Origin of the sequence: Stakelama flava (genome assembly GCF_019351405.1) — a bacterium.
GTDB classification, from domain to species: domain Bacteria; phylum Pseudomonadota; class Alphaproteobacteria; order Sphingomonadales; family Sphingomonadaceae; genus Sphingomonas; species Sphingomonas flava_A.
Genome location: NZ_JAHWZX010000005.1, coordinates 198,742 through 217,198 on the forward strand (window position 1 = coordinate 198,742; position 18,457 = coordinate 217,198).

17 protein-coding genes and 1 pseudogene are annotated in these 18,457 nt (G+C 59.5%); 11 read left to right on the top strand and 7 right to left on the bottom strand.

Going from position 1 to position 18,457, the window contains the following annotated elements; translation table 11 throughout:
- Window positions 1–3: 3 nt before the first annotated feature.
- The 3 genes from KY084_RS07730 to KY084_RS07740 are packed head-to-tail and all read right to left on the bottom strand — an operon-like array spanning window position 4 to window position 4,797.
- Window positions 4–1,020, bottom strand: coding sequence for a dipeptide epimerase (locus KY084_RS07730; RefSeq protein ID WP_219237869.1), 1,017 nt, complete (start codon window positions 1,018–1,020; stop codon window positions 4–6).
- Entirely contained in the window at window positions 1,017–2,576 is a 1,560-nt protein-coding gene (locus KY084_RS07735) for a serine hydrolase domain-containing protein (RefSeq protein WP_219237870.1), read from the bottom strand. Before KY084_RS07735 ends, KY084_RS07730 begins: the two co-directional genes overlap by 4 nt.
- A gap of 22 nt (window positions 2,577–2,598) precedes the next feature.
- Window positions 2,599–4,797: a TonB-dependent receptor gene (locus KY084_RS07740; RefSeq protein ID WP_219237871.1), complete on the bottom strand. Its 2,199-nt coding sequence runs from the start codon at window positions 4,795–4,797 to the stop codon at window positions 2,599–2,601.
- Between the two features lie 154 nt (window positions 4,798–4,951).
- On the opposite strand from KY084_RS07740, the gene KY084_RS07745 reads away from it, so the two are divergent.
- Window positions 4,952–5,557, top strand: a complete 606-nt coding sequence (locus KY084_RS07745; protein WP_219237872.1) for a TetR/AcrR family transcriptional regulator — start codon at window positions 4,952–4,954, stop codon at window positions 5,555–5,557.
- Window positions 5,558–5,906: 349 nt separating this feature from the next.
- Window positions 5,907–6,767, top strand: coding sequence for an MDR/zinc-dependent alcohol dehydrogenase-like family protein (locus tag KY084_RS07750; protein ID WP_219237873.1), 861 nt, complete (start codon window positions 5,907–5,909; stop codon window positions 6,765–6,767).
- A gap of 183 nt (window positions 6,768–6,950) precedes the next feature.
- Here the strand turns inward: KY084_RS07750 and KY084_RS07755 are convergent, their stop codons facing one another.
- On the bottom strand, window positions 6,951–7,343 hold the full coding sequence (locus tag KY084_RS07755) for a winged helix-turn-helix transcriptional regulator (RefSeq protein ID WP_246586975.1): 393 nt from the start codon (window positions 7,341–7,343) through the stop codon (window positions 6,951–6,953).
- A 97-nt stretch (window positions 7,344–7,440) separates the two neighbouring features.
- Here KY084_RS07755 and KY084_RS07760 point away from each other — a divergent pair, with 97 nt between their 5' ends.
- On the top strand, window positions 7,441–8,496 hold the full coding sequence (locus KY084_RS07760) for a zinc-binding alcohol dehydrogenase family protein (protein ID WP_219237875.1): 1,056 nt from the start codon (window positions 7,441–7,443) through the stop codon (window positions 8,494–8,496).
- A 10-nt stretch (window positions 8,497–8,506) separates the two neighbouring features.
- Window positions 8,507–8,950 (top strand): GlcG/HbpS family heme-binding protein, encoded by a 444-nt coding sequence (locus tag KY084_RS07765; RefSeq protein ID WP_246586976.1) that lies wholly within the window; start codon window positions 8,507–8,509, stop codon window positions 8,948–8,950.
- A gap of 284 nt (window positions 8,951–9,234) precedes the next feature.
- Here KY084_RS07765 and KY084_RS16340 read toward each other — a convergent pair.
- A pseudogene (locus KY084_RS16340) lies at window positions 9,235–9,539 on the bottom strand (IS3 family transposase); the annotation flags it as partial.
- Between KY084_RS16340 and KY084_RS16345 the strand changes: the two are divergent.
- The 3 genes from KY084_RS16345 to KY084_RS07780 all read left to right on the top strand — a co-directional run bounded on the left by KY084_RS16345 (window position 9,493) and on the right by KY084_RS07780 (window position 11,241).
- Window positions 9,493–9,951, top strand: coding sequence for a zinc-binding dehydrogenase (locus KY084_RS16345; RefSeq protein ID WP_246586990.1), 459 nt, complete (start codon window positions 9,493–9,495; stop codon window positions 9,949–9,951). The pseudogene KY084_RS16340 and the gene KY084_RS16345 sit on opposite strands and share 47 nt — an antisense overlap.
- Before the next feature lie 229 nt (window positions 9,952–10,180).
- Window positions 10,181–10,645, top strand: coding sequence for a nuclear transport factor 2 family protein (locus KY084_RS07775; protein WP_219237876.1), 465 nt, complete (start codon window positions 10,181–10,183; stop codon window positions 10,643–10,645).
- 44 nt (window positions 10,646–10,689) lie between these two features.
- Window positions 10,690–11,241: a TetR/AcrR family transcriptional regulator gene (locus KY084_RS07780; protein ID WP_281421894.1), complete on the top strand. Its 552-nt coding sequence runs from the start codon at window positions 10,690–10,692 to the stop codon at window positions 11,239–11,241.
- A 556-nt stretch (window positions 11,242–11,797) separates the two neighbouring features.
- On the opposite strand, the gene KY084_RS07785 is transcribed toward KY084_RS07780, so the two are convergent.
- On the bottom strand, window positions 11,798–12,817 hold the full coding sequence (locus KY084_RS07785; protein ID WP_219237877.1) for an aldo/keto reductase family protein: 1,020 nt from the start codon (window positions 12,815–12,817) through the stop codon (window positions 11,798–11,800).
- Between the two features lie 97 nt (window positions 12,818–12,914).
- Between KY084_RS07785 and KY084_RS07790 the strand changes: the two genes are divergently transcribed.
- The 4 genes from KY084_RS07790 (at window position 12,915) to KY084_RS07805 (ending at window position 17,163) form a co-directional block, all read left to right on the top strand.
- Entirely contained in the window at window positions 12,915–13,544 is a 630-nt protein-coding gene (locus tag KY084_RS07790) for a GntR family transcriptional regulator (protein ID WP_219237878.1), read from the top strand.
- A gap of 56 nt (window positions 13,545–13,600) precedes the next feature.
- A complete protein-coding gene (locus KY084_RS07795; protein ID WP_219237879.1) occupies window positions 13,601–14,713 on the top strand; it encodes an AMP-binding protein in 1,113 nt (370 codons plus the stop codon).
- Between the two features lie 181 nt (window positions 14,714–14,894).
- Window positions 14,895–16,130, top strand: coding sequence for an aldehyde dehydrogenase family protein (locus tag KY084_RS07800; RefSeq protein WP_219237880.1), 1,236 nt, complete (start codon window positions 14,895–14,897; stop codon window positions 16,128–16,130).
- Window positions 16,105–17,163, top strand: coding sequence for a lactonase family protein (locus tag KY084_RS07805; protein ID WP_219237881.1), 1,059 nt, complete (start codon window positions 16,105–16,107; stop codon window positions 17,161–17,163). Before KY084_RS07800 ends, KY084_RS07805 begins: the two co-directional genes overlap by 26 nt.
- Window positions 17,164–17,172: 9 nt before the next feature.
- Here KY084_RS07805 and KY084_RS07810 read toward each other — a convergent pair whose 3' ends face one another.
- On the bottom strand, window positions 17,173–18,414 hold the full coding sequence (locus tag KY084_RS07810; protein WP_219237882.1) for an ROK family transcriptional regulator: 1,242 nt from the start codon (window positions 18,412–18,414) through the stop codon (window positions 17,173–17,175).
- Between the last annotated feature and the right edge of the window lie 43 nt (window positions 18,415–18,457).

Below are 18,457 nucleotides of genomic sequence, written 5' to 3' on the forward strand. Positions count from 1 at the left end.
GCATCAGCGACAGACTGACGAAATCGGGGACGGTCCGCCCCAGAAGGCGTCGTCGAACGATATCATGCCGTCTGCGTAAACGGCACCGCCCGGCAGGTCTTCGGCGAGGAATTTGGGGCCATCGAGGTCTACCACGTCGGACAATTGGCCAAGCATAAAAGCGGGGGCCGCAGCCAGGCTGGAGCCGCCCATATTGCCGACCATCACCTTGAGTCCGAGCTGGCGCGCGGCCTGCACCATCTTCAGGGCTTCGGTAAGGCCACCGCATTTGTCGAGCTTGATGTTGATGCCCTGAAACCGGCCGACAAGCCCCGGCAGGTCTGCGGCGCTAAGCACGCTTTCTTCGGCGAAGAGCGGGATGGGCAGATCCAGACCGTCCAATTCTACTTCTTCGCCGCGCGCCACGGGCTGTTCAATTAAGCGGACGCCACATTGCTGCAAGTCCGGCACGAGCCCCGGCAACTCGCGCGCGGCATAGCCCTGATTAGCGTCGACCATCAGCCAGGCATCGGGCCGTGTCTGATGGACGATGCGCAAACGCGCAACATCGGCGTCGCGGTCTCCATCGAGTTTGAGCTTCAACGCGCGGGCATCGGCATAACCGCCAAGCGCACGGCCAACCGCCGCGGGTTCGTCAGCGCTGAGCGTATAGGTGGTGACGAGGCTGCTCGGCCGTTCGATGCCGGCAAGCTGCCAGACGGGCCGGCCCGTCTGTTGTGCTTCCAGTTCCCACAACGCCGAATCGAGTGCGTTTCGCGCGCCGCCCGGCGGCAGCAGCGATTGCAATGCCAGGCGATCCGCTCCACCCTCGATCGCGGGGCGGGCCTGTTCGATCCGGTCGAGGATGTTGTCGACATCGTCGCCGAGAAAGTAAACGCCTCCCGCTTCGCCCCGCCCCGCCATGCCGCCTTCTGCGATCGTCGCGCGGACCAGCGGAATGCCGGTGAAGACATGGCCCGATATCCGGAAGGGCCGGCGAAAGCTTCCGGAATCGCGCGATACCGACAGCGTGCGCGTCATGACCGGCGGTCCAGACGCAACCGTGTCGTTCGCCCGCTGGTTAGCAATATTCCGTCGCCAAGGTGTTCCAGCGTGATTGAAGCGGGTATCGCTCCATCGGCGTCGCACTTCCACAGACTCGTGGCCAGTGGTCGTAATGCGTACTCGAGCGTGCTGCCGAAGCCGCTCAAGGCCATGGCCACACCGTCCTGTTCGACGGCGATGCGCGCTTCCAGAAGCTTGGCTGAATCGGCATAGCGACCGGCAAGCGCATGGACATTCGGGTGCGCTTTCGATGCGACCGGGGCAAGGTGATCAGTCCGGCCGAACTCGATCGCTGCCAGCCCCGCCGGATCGGCTTCGCCGTCCAGCGGACGGATCGCAAGATCGGTGGGCGCGATACGCGGCGACAGCGAGCCGTCCGGGTTCCAGCGCGTAGGAAGCGTCATTCCGTCCAGCGTCATCAGCACTTGTCCTTCGTGGAAGTCCAGTACGATGACGCGCCCAGTATCGCGCGAATAGAAGGTCCCTCGGGGCGACCATTGCGGCGGCTGCGCGCTGTCCGGTTCCAGATCGGGCACACAAGCGTCGATGATCGCATCGGCAAGGCCGTAGAGCGCCAGCGCGTTGCTCGAATTCGCGATGACGATCACATCAAGTCGTTCGTCGGGCAGGCGGATCATCTGACAGCCTCCGCCGATCACCCCGCCGGCATGATGGATCGCAGTCCGGCCGCGATGGCGATTGGCGATCAGGCCCAGGCCATAGCCGTGGCCCGCATGCGGCCGGGTCAGTTCCGCCCATGTCTCCGCCGATCCGACGGTCGGCGCGGCCATGTGGCGCATCCACCGCAGCATGTCGTCCACCGTCGAGATCACCCCGCCTTCGCCCTTGATCGGAATGCCCATGTCGCCGCGCTTCCAGCCGCCGCGCCCGTCGGGCACGTGCAGGCTCGCACTATTCGGCACCATGGCTCTGTCCAGCGGCCGCAGCAGTGTGTCGTACATGCCGATCGGCACGAAAATGCGCGAATGGAGCAAGTCGCCGAACGCAAGGCCGCTCACCCGGCTCGCGACTTCACTAAGCAGGGCATATCCGCCATTGCAGTAGTTCCAGCTCTCTCCGGGCGCGAAGTTCACGCTGTCGATCCGCATATAGGTGTCAAGCTGCGCCCCAGGATTGAGCGGTTTGCCGAGCGCCCCGGTCAGCGTCAGCAGGTCCATCGTGTCGCGCAACCCGCCACTATGCGCGAGCAGATGGCGCAGTGACACTGCATCGGCCCAATTCGGCAGTTCGGGCAGGTATCGGCGCAGCGGCTCGTCGATGGAGAGCAGCCCGTCTTCCTGCAGCAGGAGGACGGCCAGAGCGCAGAACTGCTTGGTCGTCGAACCGATGCGCATTCGCATGGACGGCGACAGAGTGACGGGGAGCTCGGCCGAGGCCATCCCGACGGCGCGGCGGTAGACAGGAACGCCGCCCATCGCCACGCCGACCGCAAAACCGGGCGCTTTGCCGCTGTCATAGGGTGCGAGCAGGGAATCGATTGCGTCGCGATCAAATCGCGTGTCGCTGTTCAAAGCAATGTACTCCGGGGAAGGATCAGAAGTGGCTGCTGATGCTGAGCCCGATAGTGCGCGGCTGAAGTAGCGCCACTTGCGCGGGGCCGCCCAGCACCGACAGTGCGGTTTGCGCGGAAAGCTGGCCCTGCGTATCGAACAGGTTGCGCACGAAGAGGCGTGCATCGACTAGGCCGAGACTTACGCCCGCCCGCAAGTCTAGGCTGGCGTAGCTGGGCAGTCGGTATTGCGGCAGGTTGGGGTTGGCGTCGAAGGAGGCGACACGGTCGGAAACGAAGCGCAATGTCGCGCCGAAGGTCGGACGCAAGTTCATCTGCTTACCAGTCCAGTCGCCATTGATCGCTACGCTGTAGCGCGGGACGTTGGGCAGATGGTCCCCCTCCTTTGCGCCGAGGAGGGGCTCGTCCGCGGCTAGGCGGGCATGCTGATAGGCGAAAGCCGCGCTGAAATTGACATTCCGCGCCGGATCCGCGCGCAGCGTCAGTTCCCCACCGTCGATCTTTGCCTTTCCTGCATTGACGAGCACGCCGATGCCCGCAGCCGCGCTGGCCGCCTGTATGTCCTTCCAGTCGATGTGATACAGGGCGGCATCGATACCGAACGTCTTATCGGCGGTCTTTCCTTTGAATCCCAGTTCATAGCTTTTAAGCGTGTCGGGATCGAAGGTCGCCGGGGCGAGTAACTCACCGGTGGCCGGGTCGCTGGCGACGAAGTTTGGGCCGCCCGGGCGGTATCCGGTAGCGAAGCGGACATAGGCGACCGCATTGCGGCTGAAGTGATAGCGCGCGTTGGCCAGCCAAGTGACGATGTCGTCCTTCGCCTTCGCCTTGGGCAGCGAACCGATCAGCAACCCCGATCCGATCTGCTCGAACCACTGGTTGTTATGCGCATAGCGCATCCCCCCAGTCACATCGAACGCAGGTGTGAAATGGACGGTCACATTGCCGAAACCGGCAATTTCTTCGTATGTGCTCGGCGTTTCGACCGTGAAGAGATCAGCCGGCGAAAGGGAACCGCTGGTGACATAGGGCGCGAGCACTTGTCCGTTGCCGGTGTCCTCGTGGGTGTAGAAGCCCCCCACCAGCCATTCGACGGTTCCCGTATCCGAAGAGGCGAGCCGCAGTTCCTGCGTAAATTTATCAATCGAGCGCTCGTTATCTGCGGCGACAGCCCCAAAATTCAGACCAAGCGATCCCAAAAGCGGAACGTACACGGGTGAAATATCCTGCCGGTATCGCGAGCGCACGGTCTGGTAGCTGGAAATGGACGTCAGCTCGGCGCCGCCGAAATCATAGGCAATGGTGCCGCTGACGAGGCGGAAGCGTTGTTCGAACGGCTCGGCCAGCACGCGGCCCTGCTCGCGCTTTCCGGCAATCGGGTCTCCGGCCAGGGTATAGTCCGCAGTAGCCGTGCCATCGCGGTAAATGTTTTGCGCGAACGCGGTCAGGCGCACAGACAACTCGCTGGAGGGTTGGATCAGCAGATCGAGCCGGCCGCCATAAATGCGCGAACGACCGATACCGTCTTCGCCGCGCGTGGGATCGTCAATGAAGCCGTCGTCATGCGTATAGAATCCGCTGGCACGCAGTGCCGCCTTGTCTGAAACGAACGGGACATTGAGCGCGGCGGCGCCATCGTAGTTTGCTCCGCCCCCATCCGTGTAGGAGATGCCGGCGCGCGCCTGCCCGCCATAGGCCAGCAGGTCCGGCTGCACGGTGATGTAGCGCAGCACGCCGCCCATGGTACTGGCGCCGTAGAGTGTACCCTGGGGGCCGCGCAGCACTTCGATTCGATCAAGATCGAACAGTCCGGCATCAAGCCCAAGCGAAGCCGCGTTGGCAAAGGCGCTGGAGGATCCGAACGGCACGTCATCGACATAAATGCCTACGGTGGGCCCAGCATCGGTTCCGGTCGTGACGCCGCGCAGGCTGATTTGGCTCTGGCCTACGCCGCTGGTGGTGAAAGAGAGCGCGGGAACCGTGTTAGCATAGTCTCGAAGCTGAGTGGCTTGCAACCTTTCGAGATGTTCCGCCGGCATGGCCGTGATGGACTGCGGAACGTCGAGCAGACGCTCGGCCCGCTTCTGGGCCGTAACAACGATCTCACCCCCTGCCTGTGTCCGCTGCTCCGGTTCGCTCGCCGCCGCCTGCTGCGCGAGGACGTCGGATGGACACAGAACCAGCAAACCGGCGGTTCCGACAAAAAGCCAAGCTCGATGCATTATTCACCCCTAACGCCGCCAATTAACAAAATGACCATTCGTTTTTATTAGATGTTGTCAAGGGTTGATTGCGGGCTCTCACACAAATAACGAGCGGCCATTCTGTATTTCCGCGCATTTCAGTGGCGCGACGAGGAAGCGAGAAACGAAACCGATGCCCAAACGCGATCCTGAACATATGCAGGCGCAAAAGGAGCGCATCTTGCGGGCGGCGATCCAGTGTATTGCGGCGACCGGCCCGGAGCGCATGTCGGTTCCCGACATCTGCAGGCGCGCCGGGCTGAGCACCGGTGCGCTATACGTGCACTTCAGGAATAAGGGTGAAATCGTCGAAAGCGCGATGCGTTATGGCAACGCGATGGAACTGCTGTTGCCCCAGACATGGCACGGGATTGTGGAGTCCCTAACCGCGATGGAAGGTCACCTCGGGTTCGACATCGCCACGATTGCCCGTTTCCGGTTGCACATGCATGCCGCAGCCGCAGCGCCAGGCGAGCTTCATGACGCACTTGCTCAGATGCTGAATGAAAGCATCGAGATCCTCGCGGACAAACTCGAGGTGCTAAGCCGTCGGAAGGATATTACGTTGCGCATGGCGCCAATGGAGGCTGCCACAGCCATCGCAGCCTTTTTGGATGGGATGTTGTGGCTGGCGCTCTCTACGGACCGGCCCCTCAACCAAGTGAATGCGAACCTAAAACAGGGACTTGCATGCTTTGTGGAACCGCCTGAAGTACAGAGTGCCCGGCCCGTTACCTGAACGCACAACCGGTTCCAGTCAGCCCACAGCATACGTGTACTGTCCGCCCTGGCGTCGAAGCCCCGCGCAGCGCACCAGCCTGTTGCAAGTGAAAGCTCCAATCCCGTTCGTTCCGTCACCGATTTCTTGTTTCTTAGGTGAGGTCCGTCCGCGTCCCTATCCGAATTTGCAAGATGGGCTGTGAAAAGACCGGCATGTGTTGGGACATCGACTGTGCCCCCACCTCGGCCATAGTCAGCTGCCGTTCCAAGAACCATCGCGAAATAGCAACGGGCCAACTACCTTCAAACGAGCGCACATACTGGCTCGATGTAGACCAGACCTAGGTTGTTGCAATCCGAGTGTCGTGATGGGACTGCGTGCAATCAAGCCAGTAGGGTCACGGCGCAACAATGCCGATGAGGGTGCTTATCGAACCCATTGTGCGCTGTTCGGTCACATGACCGCCGCCATTCCTGACGACGTCAGCTTTGCGCAAGCCGCGGCTCTTCCCTTGGCAATTGCCACTGCGGCCTGCGGCCTGTTTCAGCGCGATTTTCTGGGTCTGGCGTCGCCCGGGGCCGATGCAATCCCGAAGAGCGAAATCGTCATTGTTTGGGGTGCATCGACAAGCGTGGGGAGCAATGCGGTCTTGCTCGCTCGCGCTGCCGGCTACCGTGTTATAGCAACCGCTGGTCCAGTCAATTTTTCGATGGTCGAGAATCTGGGCGCGGAATCGGTTTTCGACTATGCCGATCCGGCATCGCCCTCGAGAATGACAGAGGCTCTGCGCGGCAGCAAGGTAGCGGGAGCTGTCGCAATTGGTCAGGGTTCTTCGAAAGCCTGTATCGACATCCTGGCGAAGTCGGAGGGAAATAGGTTCGTCGCCCAGGGCACCACCCCGGCAAGCTTCGAGAACATACCCGCAGGGTCTGGTCACTGGTCACGATTGCTCCCGGTCATGGCCCAAATGGCTGGCGGTAGCGCGAAGCTCAAACTGCGCGCTGCGAGGAAGGGGGTCAAATCAAAATTCATCTGGGGTACCGCACTTATCGACAACGAGGTGGGGCCGGCGATTTTTCAGGATTTCCTGCCCGTAGCCTTGAAAGACGGCTATTGCGCAAGACTTCCGGGGCCCATGATAGCAGGCACCGGCCTCGACGCCGTACCGGCCGCCCTCGAATTGCGCAGGGCCGGGGTCAGGGCAAGCAAGGTCGTGGTCGAGCTATAGCGCTTAGGCGTATACCCAGCGCGAAAGCCAAGACGCAGAAACGGGTCTGCAAGACAAGTGATCGAGGGGCAAGTGCGCGGCCTAGTGCGCGCATTCGCGGTGAATGTCATAGGCAAAGCAGTGCCACGATCGTTCGTGAGCGCTTTCACGTACGATAGCGAAGGTGCTATGAGGAAGAGGTCATCATGACGCGCCGCCTCCGGCGAGTACGGCCTCGGGATGACCAGATGGTTGCGAGAAGAGATGCATGTTCTTGTCGCCCCAATCTTTCAAAGCGAGCAATACTGGCGCTAGACTTCGCCCCTGTTCGGACAGGCGATATTCAACTTTGGGCGGTACCTGCGCATAAACGGTACGGTCGATTAGCCCATCCTCTTCCATCTCGCGCAGTTGGTTAGTCAGCATTCTTGGAGTGATCCCGGCAAGGCGCCGTCGCAACTCATTGAACCGTACCACACCCTCTTCCTGCAAGTGCCACAGGATGATGCATTTCCACTTCCCGCCGATGAGGGTGAGTGACGCCTCTACCGAACATCCAGGATGGCAATCGTATCGGGAATGACGTGGTTTGGACAAGGTAGTATCCTTTTCGGTAGTATGTGCGATCGTTGTGCGTATCCCCATTATGGAATCTGCAAACTAATTGGTCACCAGACAATCTTTGGAGATCAATATGCGTGCAGTCGCTTATGAAAACGCCGGGGCGATCAGTCGCCCGGATTCGCTGATGGATGTCGAACTGGCCGATCCGACCGCCTCGGGCCGTGACCTGCTCGTCGCGGTGAGGGCGATCTCGGTAAATCCCGTCGATGTGAAGGTGCGACAAAGCTCTTCGCGAACCGGTTCAGGGTTGAATACACTGGGTTGGGATGCATCGGGTGTGGTGGTCGCGGTCGGGGACGAGGTTGCCGGCTTCAAGCCGGGAGACGAGGTCTTCTATGCAGGAAGCATTACGCGCCCCGGCAGCAATGCCGAACTGCAGCTTGTCGATGAGCGCATTTGCGCGATCAAGCCGACGACACTGGCGTGGGACGAAGCGGCTGCATTGCCATTGACATCGATCACTGCGTGGGAAGCCATGTTCGACCGCCTGGACGTCAGAAAACCGGTTCCCGGTGCAGCCAATGCGATCCTGATCGTCGGCGGCGGAGGCGGGGTCGGATCGATTGCCATCCAGTTGGCACGTCAGCTTACCGACCTGACGGTCATCGCCACGGCGTCACGTCCGGAAACGCGCGATTGGGTCAGCGAAATGGGCGCGCATCATGTCATCGATCACAGCAAGCCGATCGCAGCCGAGCTGGCAGGCCTAGGGCTAAGTGAGCCGGCCTATGTCCTGTCGACCACACATACCGATCAACATCTCGGTGATATTGCCGAGGCAATTGCACCTCAAGGCCGTTTCGCCCTGATCGACGATCCGGCAAATCTGGACGTCTCGGTGTTCAAACGCAAGTCTGTGTCGATCCACTGGGAGCTGATGTTCACCCGGCCTATCTACGAAACTCCCGATATGGACGCACAAGGCAGATTGCTGACCGAAGTCGCGTCATTGGTCGATACCGGCCGGTTGAGGACCACGCTCACCAAGTCCCTCAGCCCGATCAATGCCGAAAATCTCAAGACCGCGCACGCACAGATCGAAACAGGCTCGACCCACGGGAAGGTTACGCTGACGGGGTGGGATTCGCCCGCGACCGCTTCACCTTCCTCAAGCGAAAATCGATAAGGACCCCATCATGGAAGATATGCTCACGAAAAAGACAATCCCGGCAGGCAACGTATCGCTGGAAGCGGCCAGAGCTTTGATTGATGCCGCTCTTGCCGCAACCCAGGAAGCCGGCTTTCCGGCAGCGATTGCTGTTACCGATGCGACCGGATCGCTGCGGGCCTTCGCGCGAGACGACGCAGCACCGTTTCTCACTGCCGAGGTCGCTATCAGCAAGGCGTGGACGGCCGCATCCTACGGATACCCGACGCATGTCTGGAACGAATATGTCCGCGACCCCGCGGTAGCACCGCTCGGCAATCATCCACGGCTTATGGCCGTGGGTGGCGGCTTTCCTATCATGGATGAAGGCCGGCTGGTCGGCGGCATCGGCATTTCGGGCGGCAATGCCGTTCAGGACGAACACGCCTGCATGGTAGCCCTGGAAAAGCTGGGTTTCACAGCTTCGTCATAAGGATCAATCGGTGGATCCCGGGCCATGGGTGGCCCGGGACGCCCGCTGGCGTCGCACGTGCATCAGAAATATCCCGTCGCCAAACCACGATCAGCAATCAATTTGGTTGAGACAAGTCAGCAGTGGTGTTCGGCGCGCCCCATCGCCGGTTCGGTACCCGATTAAGCTATGATCGGTACTTCAATTGTGCCCGGTTTCGCATCACCTCGAAGTCGTCGAGGGCCATCTTGGTTGCAAGGGTAAGACGATGGCTAAAGTTCTCGATCTGTATTAATTCGGCCCATCGTCATGCGAGGACGACCATAGCTACCAAGGCTAAGGCTATACTGCTCCCGGATATGGGCCAGCACGGACATATCCATGCGCTCACGCTGGCTGATCGGTCGCATGCGCCAAGAGCGATAGCCGCGTGGACTGACGCGCATCACCCGGCAGATCGTCTCCACCGGCCAGACATAACGCCATCTCTCCACGAACGCGAACCTCACGGCCGTTGGCTCGCGAAGAACTGGGTGGCCTTTTTTAAGATGTCCCTCTCCTGCTTGAGCACACGGTTCTCAAGGCGAAGTCGTTCGTTCTCACGGGCCAGATCCGCCTGCGGCCCCGAGATCATTCTCAACATGGTCGGCGCGTCCTATTTCGCGCAGAACCTCGAGGTTCTGCGTCAGAGGGGTGGCATTGTCTTCATCGCGGCCTTGGGCGGACCGGAAATCACGGTGCCTGTCTTTGCGCTGATGGCGAAAAGGGCGACACTGACGGGATCGACGCTGCACTCGCTAAGCGGGGACGAAACAGCCGATCTCGCGCGTGAGATCGAGACGATGGTCTGGGCCAAGGTCGAAAGAGGAGCGGTTTCGCCGGCAACCCACGCGGTTTTCCGCTCGACCAGGCTGCGCTGGCACACGCCGCAATGGAGGCGGGCGACCACTTCGGTAAAATCGTTCTCGACGTCGCGAGCCTCTGATGGGAATCATCTGGTCCGCTTTCCCCGTCATCGCTAATCGCGGCTCGAATGGTGTGCTCCGAGCGCTCAGCTGCGCGCCAGATCCGCCATCTTCCGCGCCGCATCGCGGCTCATCGGGGCAACGGCGCGATACCTTTAGCAACGATTGGGTGGTTTTGCGACTGTCGGGTTTTAGGCGAGGCCGTCGCGGAAACATCATGGGTACAGCCTTGACGTGCCCGCACTCATCTTGTACCGATCGGTACAAGATGAGTTGAGGTAAGGCTATGTCACGTCCCCCATTCCCGCCGTTTATCGCTGAGACGGCGGTCCAGAAGACCCGCATGGCCGAGGATGCCTGGAACAGCCGCGATCCTGAGAAGGTGTCTCTGGCTTATACGCCGGACAGCGTGTGGCGAAATCGGGGCGAGTTCCTCACTGGCCGGGAGGCGATCGTCGCGTTCCTCACGCGCAAGTGGGAAAAGGAGCTGGACTATCGTCTGATCAAGGAGGTGTGGGCGCACGATGGCAACCGCATCGCGGTGCGCTTCGCCTACGAGTGGCACGACGATAGCGGTACTTGGTTCCGATCGTACGGCAACGAAAATTGGGAGTTCGATGACGCCGGTCTGATGGTGCGGCGCATTGCGTCGATCAACGATCGACCGATCACGAAGGCCGAACGTAAGTTCCATTGGGCACTTGGCCGCCGGCCCGACGATCACCCATCGCTCAGCGACCTTGACCTCTGAGCGTCAGACGCGCCCTCACCGATCGTGCCAGCGCCATTCCGGCGCTGGCGGAAGCGTTCCGCGAACACGGCTTCGACGGCGCTAGCATCGCAATCCTGTCCAAGGCGACGGGCCTCGGCAAAGGCAGCCTCTACAATTTTTTCCCTAACGGGAAGGAGGAGATGATGGGGGCGGTTCTGGCTGATATCGATGCCTGGTTCCGCGCAAAGATTTTCGTTCCCCTTGAGGAAGGCGATGATCCTGAGATGGCGATCCGGTCCATGATGGCCGAGGTGACGGCCTATTTTCGATCGGGCGGACGCGTGTGTCTAGTCGGGTGGATTGGATTGGGTTCGTCGGGCACCGCGTTCGCGGTTCGCATCAGGGACTATTTTGCCCGCTGGATAGCAGCGCTGGCACAATGCCTCCGAGCCGGCGCCGTTACACCAATGCAGGCCCGAACGCTCGCGGAAGAGGCTGTAAGTGGTATACAGGGCGCGATAATCCTGGCGCGGGCCTTGAACGAGGACGCGGTATTCGGAAGGATTGTTAGTCGGCATGAAGCAGCTCTGCTTAATGCGATTGCTGACCGTGGCCTGCATGCATCACAGGGGTAAAACGATCGCGAGTTCTCCCCAAAAGAGCCTGTCGATGACAGAGAAATGGGATATATCGCGCTGAACGAATGGCCGCTTCCGGGACGCCGTGCCCACTTTTGGAATGTCCATAATTAGGGTCTTTCCCGCCATCGTCAAAATCCCGGCACGCCGAACCTACGTCCGCTATCTCGCCCCGATAGCCGGCAGTCGCAAAGCCACTCAGTAGCAGTCGGCTCCCTTAGTGGCTGGAATTGTCGGCTTTCGGGATCAACCTCGAGGCGGTGGAATGGTCGAGATTGAGGCGCAAAGCTGACACGCCGGCCCGCCGTCTGAAACGTCCGCTATCTCATCGGTCAGCCAGTACAGGTCACTCAAATTCAGTCTCCTCAAGGAGCCTGAATCAAATCGCGCCAATCATATCGACGGGTCCTGACCCTAGACAGCAAAGCTCCAGAATGGGAGAGCGACCTGCCTGTCAAATAGCGCCGAATGGCCTGCATGGGCGAAGTTCCCTCGACGATCTTTGGATTATGCCATTTATCCGGGACCTGTGCTGCCAGTGGGCTATATCATGCTATTCCGGCCGCGATTTAGGAGTGAAATCTTTGGTGAGCGACGAGTCGGTGACTGCGACGTCTGCGAGAGCAGAATTCACCGCCGCGATTACTGACGGTTCTGGTTTGACCTCGGCTGCACGCACATTCTGAGCAACTTGTTCGGGCCGCGATGCGCCTATGATCGCGGACGCGACATTCTTATTGGCGAGTACCCAGGCGAGCGCAAGCTGCGGCATGGAGATTCCAAGATCGTCGGCGATCGGTCGAAGTTTTTGCACCCCCTCAAGAACGGGGTCGGTCATCCAGCGTGAGATCATCCGAGCGCCTCCGCTCTCCTCATCCGTGGCGCGTGACCCCTGAGGCGGTGTCTGGCCTGGCAGGTATTTTCCGGAAAGTACGCCTTGAGCCATCGGAGACCAGACCAGCTGGCCCATCCCCAGTTCTTGCGAAGTTGGAATGACTTCGTCCTCGATCACGCGCCACAGCGCCGAATATTGCGCTTGATTGGAGATAAGCGGAACCCCCAATTCGCGCGCCAGCGTGTGTCCCGCTTGCAACGCTTCGGCAGTCCACTCGCTCACTCCGATATAGAGAGCCTTTCCGGACCGAATGATGTCCGCAAACGCCTGCATGGTCTCTTCGAGTGGAGTGAAGGCGTCATAGCGGTGCGCTTGATATACATCGACATATTCCATGCCCAGACGGCGAAGTGTTCCATCGATGCTTTCAATAAGGTGTTTTCGAGAAAGGCCGACATCGTTGGGACCGCGCTTGCCATCAAAAGCGGGGAAAAATGCCTTGGACATGACCACCAGTGATTCACGCCGTTCTCCCTTCAGCGCATTTCCGAGACATTCCTCAGCCGCGCCGGCCGCATAAGTGTCTGCAGTATCGAAGCCGATAATGCCCGCATCTAGCGCAGCATGGATGCATGCAGTTGCGTTATCGCGATCCTTTTCGGCACCCTGAGTGAGCCAGTTGCCGAAGGTAAGCGCTGAGATTTTGAGGCCAGATCGGCCGATGTGTCGATGTTCCATGCGGTTTGCCTACAATATTATAGACAATCATGGCAACAGTATCGATTGTGTGCTGAACGATTGACGAAAGTCGGAAAGCGCTGGCAACCGGAACGGCATGGCAAACGAAAAAATTTACGAACATATCCGCGAGGCAATCGCTACCGGGGCGTTGCAACCGGATACACGACTCGTCGAAGCTGATCTCATGGCTCGATATTCTGCCTCTCGCCCTGCCGTGCGACAGGCGTTGTTAAGGCTGGAACATGAGGGGTTGGTCGAGCAACGCAAGAATTCCAGCGCGCGCGTGCGTCTAATTGGTCGCCAAGAAGCGTTAGAAATATATCAGGCCCGTTCGCTCATCGAGAGCCAGGCTGCAAAACTGGCCGCCGCGCGAATCACCGATTCCCAGATCGATGCTCTGGATTCGATGGCAGAGCAGGCGGCGCAATGCGCGCCAGCGGAAGCGTTAATGTTCGAGACGCGATTTCACCAGGCAATTCTAGAAATTGCAGGAGACGGTACGCTGCAGCGCCTGCACGCGAGCTTGCACGGGCATTTTCTTCGTTATCATCATTATACGCAACTTATTACAGATTGGTCTGCGAACTCTCCATGTGAACATCGCGCCATCGTTGAGGCGCTGCGTCGACATGATGGGCTCCGCGCGGCGGAAGCAATGCGCGACCATCTCGACCGTTTGACGGCGACACTAGAGAGGGTATTCGACAGATATTCTGATGGTTGACACGATTGTAGACAATAATGTAGATGAATTCCTCATTCGATATGAGGACGTCAATCATGCCCGATGCGCTCGACGGTCAAATTCTCTCGCTTCCCTATGGGGTGATGCCTGACCCTGACGCATTCATACAGGCTGCCATGGCTTGGCATTTTAACCCGGAGACGGGGGCTCCATTCTGGATCGAGCGCGCCAAATCTCTGGAATTCGATCCTTTGACGGACGTCCGGTCGCACGCCGACCTTAGTCTCTTTCCCAACATCACTGACGAGATTCGCGATCATCCTGTCACCGCCTTCATTCCTCGAGGCTACGGATCCCGTCCGGATGTAATTTCAGTGATCGAAAGCGGCGGCACTACCGGCGCACCGAAAGCCTTGCCGCTAATGGCCGATTTTGCCCAACTGATGGTCGAACGAGACAATGCGGTATGGGAGCATTACGGCCTTACTCAAAAAAAGAACTGGCTATTATTCTCTCCCAGCGGTCCGCACGGCGCGCTTGAGCAGGCGCGGCGCGGTGCCAAGGCGTGGGGCGTATTACCCTTTGCCATCGACATGGATCCGCGCTGGGTGAAGAAACAAGTTGCAGCCGGCAATCAAGCAGAAGCAGATGCCTATGCCGACCATTTGCTCGATCAGGCGGCTTTCATCCTGAAGAGTCAGAACATTGGCTACATCCGGCTCACTCCGCCGATCTTGGCCCGGATCGTCCGGCGCGAAGATATGCTCGAAGTCATCCGTGAAAACGTCGAATATATTCACTGGGGCGGGGCTTCGATGGATGCGGATGCCCGTCATTTCTACATGGATGTAATATTGCCAGGAATAACGCTAGCTGGCTCATATGGGACGACTATGGCGCTCGGCTCAGGTGGCCGACAGCGTTTTGGCGCCGAAGACGCGGACGAGACTATTTTCGATGCCAATCTCTCGCCTTACACCACCTTTGAGGTGCGTGACGAGAAGACAGGCGAGTGTGTGGAATATGGCAATCGCGGCCAGCTGGTGGTCCATCACGTCAGCAAGGCGCTCCTCCTCCCGAACAATGCCGAGCGTGACGAAGTGACGCGCGTTGCACCGGTTGACGCAAACCAGATTGGCGACTCGATTGCAGACATCAGCCCGCTCGTTTCCTTCAAGGGACAGAAGGTAATCGAGGGAGTTTATTAAGATGGTCGACCCGACCGCGCATAAGTTAGTCCAAATCGAAGTGCTCGGACCGGCGGGACCCTACCGTAGCCGGTCGCGCAGGACGATACGGGAGGTCAGCGGTAAGCCGGTGGCGGAACTGAGCCTTGCACCTGTGCCATATGTTGCGCACTGCATGAGTACACTTCACAAATCAGCTCCAATGAGCCGTCCTGACCGACTGAAGGCGATCGCGAAGGCAGGGCGCGCCTTTTACGAAGAAGCAGTCGCGGGTCTCGAAGCGGCGGAATACCAACGGATGGTGGCTAGAATTTCCGGCCTGGGAATCGCGGAAGTCCGGAGTGCCGCTTCAAAAATCGCGGCGTTCGCCAACGAAGCCTGGGATAGAGCACAGTTTGCACGTCCCTCCGCAGTTATTGGCGATCGGGTCGACGCTGAGCCGGGCAAGGGGGTTGGGCTATGGGTGCGCCGGGGCGACATCTTCGGCATTCACGCAGCCGGAAACCATCCTGCCATCCACGGCGGTTGGCTCGAGGCGCTTGCGCTTGGCTATCGTGTGGCTGTGCGTCCTTCGAGGCGCGAACCTCTCACGCCTTGGCGTCTGGTAAATGCGCTTTACGAAGCTGGTTTTGCGCGCGACCAACTCGCATTTTTGCCGACCGATTACGCCGCCGCCGACGAGATGATACATGGTTCGGATCTCGCGATGGTTTATGGCGGTGCCGACGTAATCGCAAAATATGGCGGAGCGAAATTGTTTCCCCAGGGCCCCGGACGTTCGAAAATGCTTATTGCCGGTCGCCACGACTGGCGTGATTATATCAATCTTGTTGTCGATTCCGCAAGCCGCGGAGGAGGAACGGGCTGCACCAACGTCACAACCGTACTTGTCGAGGGCAGCAAGGACGATGCGACCGCGTTCGCCAAAGCGGTCGGCGAAAAACTCAGAGCGATCCCTTCTCTCTCGCCAGAAGACGAAAATGCACTGCTGCCCGTTCAGCCCAGCGAGGATGCACGTAGGATCGAGGAGTATCTTCTTCAAACTGCGGAGGGCACCCTTCCGGTCCTTGGCGGCTCGGGTGTCGCCGACGAGATCGGCGACGGCTCCTGCGTTATGCGGCCTGCCGTACACGTGCTCGACAGTGCCGGCGACGTTCAGTCTAAGGGTATTGAACTCGCCTTTCCCTGCTTATGGTTTGCGCCTTGGTCGCCTTCCGATGGCATCAACCCGCTTCGTAATACGCTCAATCTTGTCCTGATCGGAGTCAAGGACGCGCTTGTCGACGAGGCGCTCGACGATGCCTCCGTTCGCAATGTTTACCGTGGGGCTGTGCCCAGCTTCTTTGCAGCTCCGCACATGCCCCATGACGGTTATCTCGCGGATTTTCTTATGAAGCCCAAGGGTTTCGTGAGTGCGCCAGACTATGTTGTCGCCTGATTTGCGCCGCTACCTTGTCGGCACCTGGACTTTCACTGAGCCAGACGCGGCGCAACAAACGCCGCTGTTCTGGCTCGGAGTAACGTACGGAACCAAATGGCCCGGCCTCAGCATTGAGCGCATCGCGAGCGACGCGGCAGCAGTGTATTATGGCGCCCGCGATCCCGCTCGGGAAGGTGAGGCGCTGCTGCTTCACAACGATGCCTCCTATTCAGCCATGTCGCGGCAATTGCTGAGCGCGGATGGCGAGCTTTGCGAACGTGCACGTCTTTCGAGCGGTGGCATTGGCGGAAGCTACATAAGCTTCGATGCGACGGGGCGCTTTTTCGTGGTCGCCAACGCGCATACGGGCTGGAGCGTTTTTCGCGATTCGCAAATGCCGCAACGCATTGCCGATTTCGCCAATATCGGCAGCGGCCCCCACCCGCGTCAGCAACGTAGCCACCCGCATTGCGCGATCTTTTCTGCTGGCAACCGCACCATCTACGCCGCCGACATGGGAACGGACGAAGTGCTGTCGTGCGATTTCGATCCGACGCGAGGCGTCGTTGGAAGCCCTCGCGTCGCCTACCGATCGGCGCCTGGAGCGGGGCCGCGGCATTTGCTTACTCACCGCGAACGGATCTATCTTCTTAACGAGCTTGGCAATACGCTCGTCGTGCTGCGCGAAACCAGCGCGGGAGAACTGACTGAAGAGCAAGTTGTCTCAACGCTGCCGGACAATTTTGCCGGCGACTCTCATACGGCCCATCTTGCGATGAATGCCGATGCAACCGCATTACTCGCGTCCAACCGAGGCCACGACACGATAGTGCAGCTTACCCTCAATTCGTCGGGCCTGGTTTCCGCGCGAAACTGGTGGCCGAGCGGTGGTCATTGGCCGTGGTTTTTTGATGCGCTCGAAAATGGCGACATTCTGGTCGCTAACGCTCTATCGGATAACATCGCGATGCTATCCCTCAATGCGAAGGGGGATTACATAATAGCGAGCAGCATTTCCGTACCGCACCCGGTATTTCTGATGCCGCTATAGATACCGATGTCAGGCTGTTTTAGCCGTCTGTTCAGCAGGAATTGGACGTGGATCGAGCATCCACGGGGACAATTCGCTCACGCCGGTGTCGAGCCTCGCGAGAATTGCCGCAACCGCGCCGAGGCGAGGCGCTTCCTCGATCACCTGAGCGATACAGAACCGAGGTGATTCGCCGACAGCGCGCAGGTTGATGATTTCAGGCGCCGAACGCAGACCTTCGAGCAGCGGCTCGCCAGCGAGCGCGAGAGGTCCGCCGATAGCAATCACGCTTGGCGCCAGGATCCTAACAACTGTCGCGAGCGCCTTACCGATATGTTGTCCCGCTTCGAACACCACGCGCTGACAAGCGGCATCTCCTCGCTGTGCACTCATGACCACCTCGCGCAACGAGCTGCGAGGATGCTGGGAATTGCGCAGCGCCGCCAGAATGGCATGTTCCGTAGCGAAACTGGTGAGACAACCCCGGCTACCGCAGAAGCATAGTTCGCCCGTCTCCTCGATAATCATGTGCCCGATTTCGCCTGCGAGACCGGTACCGCCTCGGTAGATTCGACCCCCTAGCACAAGTCCGCCACCCACGCCGCTTCCACAAATGATGTGAAGAAATTCTTCGCTTCCGTGTCCAGTGCCCCACGTCCACTCGGCGAGAGCGGCGAGGTTCGCATCGTTTTCAACCACCAGTGGAACGCGCAGTGATCTCGCTAGCTGCTTCTGGATGTCGACCCCCTTCCATTCGGGAAGCCGCTGCCAGGCCCATGGCGCGATTGCGCCAGTAGAACGTTCTATCGGTCCCTCGATTGCGATGGCAACGCCTTCAACCTTCGCTCGATGGGTAGCCGACGCGTCCATCAATCTTCTGGCCATATCCAGTACCATGGGAGGAGAACTCGGCTCCTCAGCCCAGCATGCGATTTCGCTGTTGTGAAGGTCGAAGCGCATTTGGCCCTCGAAGTCGAACAAACTGCTGCGGACGCAGCGTTCCTCAACTTTGACTACGATGACGGCACCACGATTGGAGGCGAGTGCGACCAGCGCTTCGCGGCCGTTTTTCCAATGGAATTCGACCACGCCGCGATCGCGCAACATCTTGATAATGTTGTTCACAGTTGCGCGTGAAAGCGCCGTAGCCCGCGCCATGTCGGCCTGCGAAATCGGCCCTTGCGCGCGCAGGAGTTCGAGTACCCGCTGCACGTTGATTGTACGATCAGACCGACCTTTCCCTTTTCGGGCAGCATTCAAAGAAACAACCATTCACTTTTTGTACGTTTTTCATCCAAACAGTCAATGCATCTTT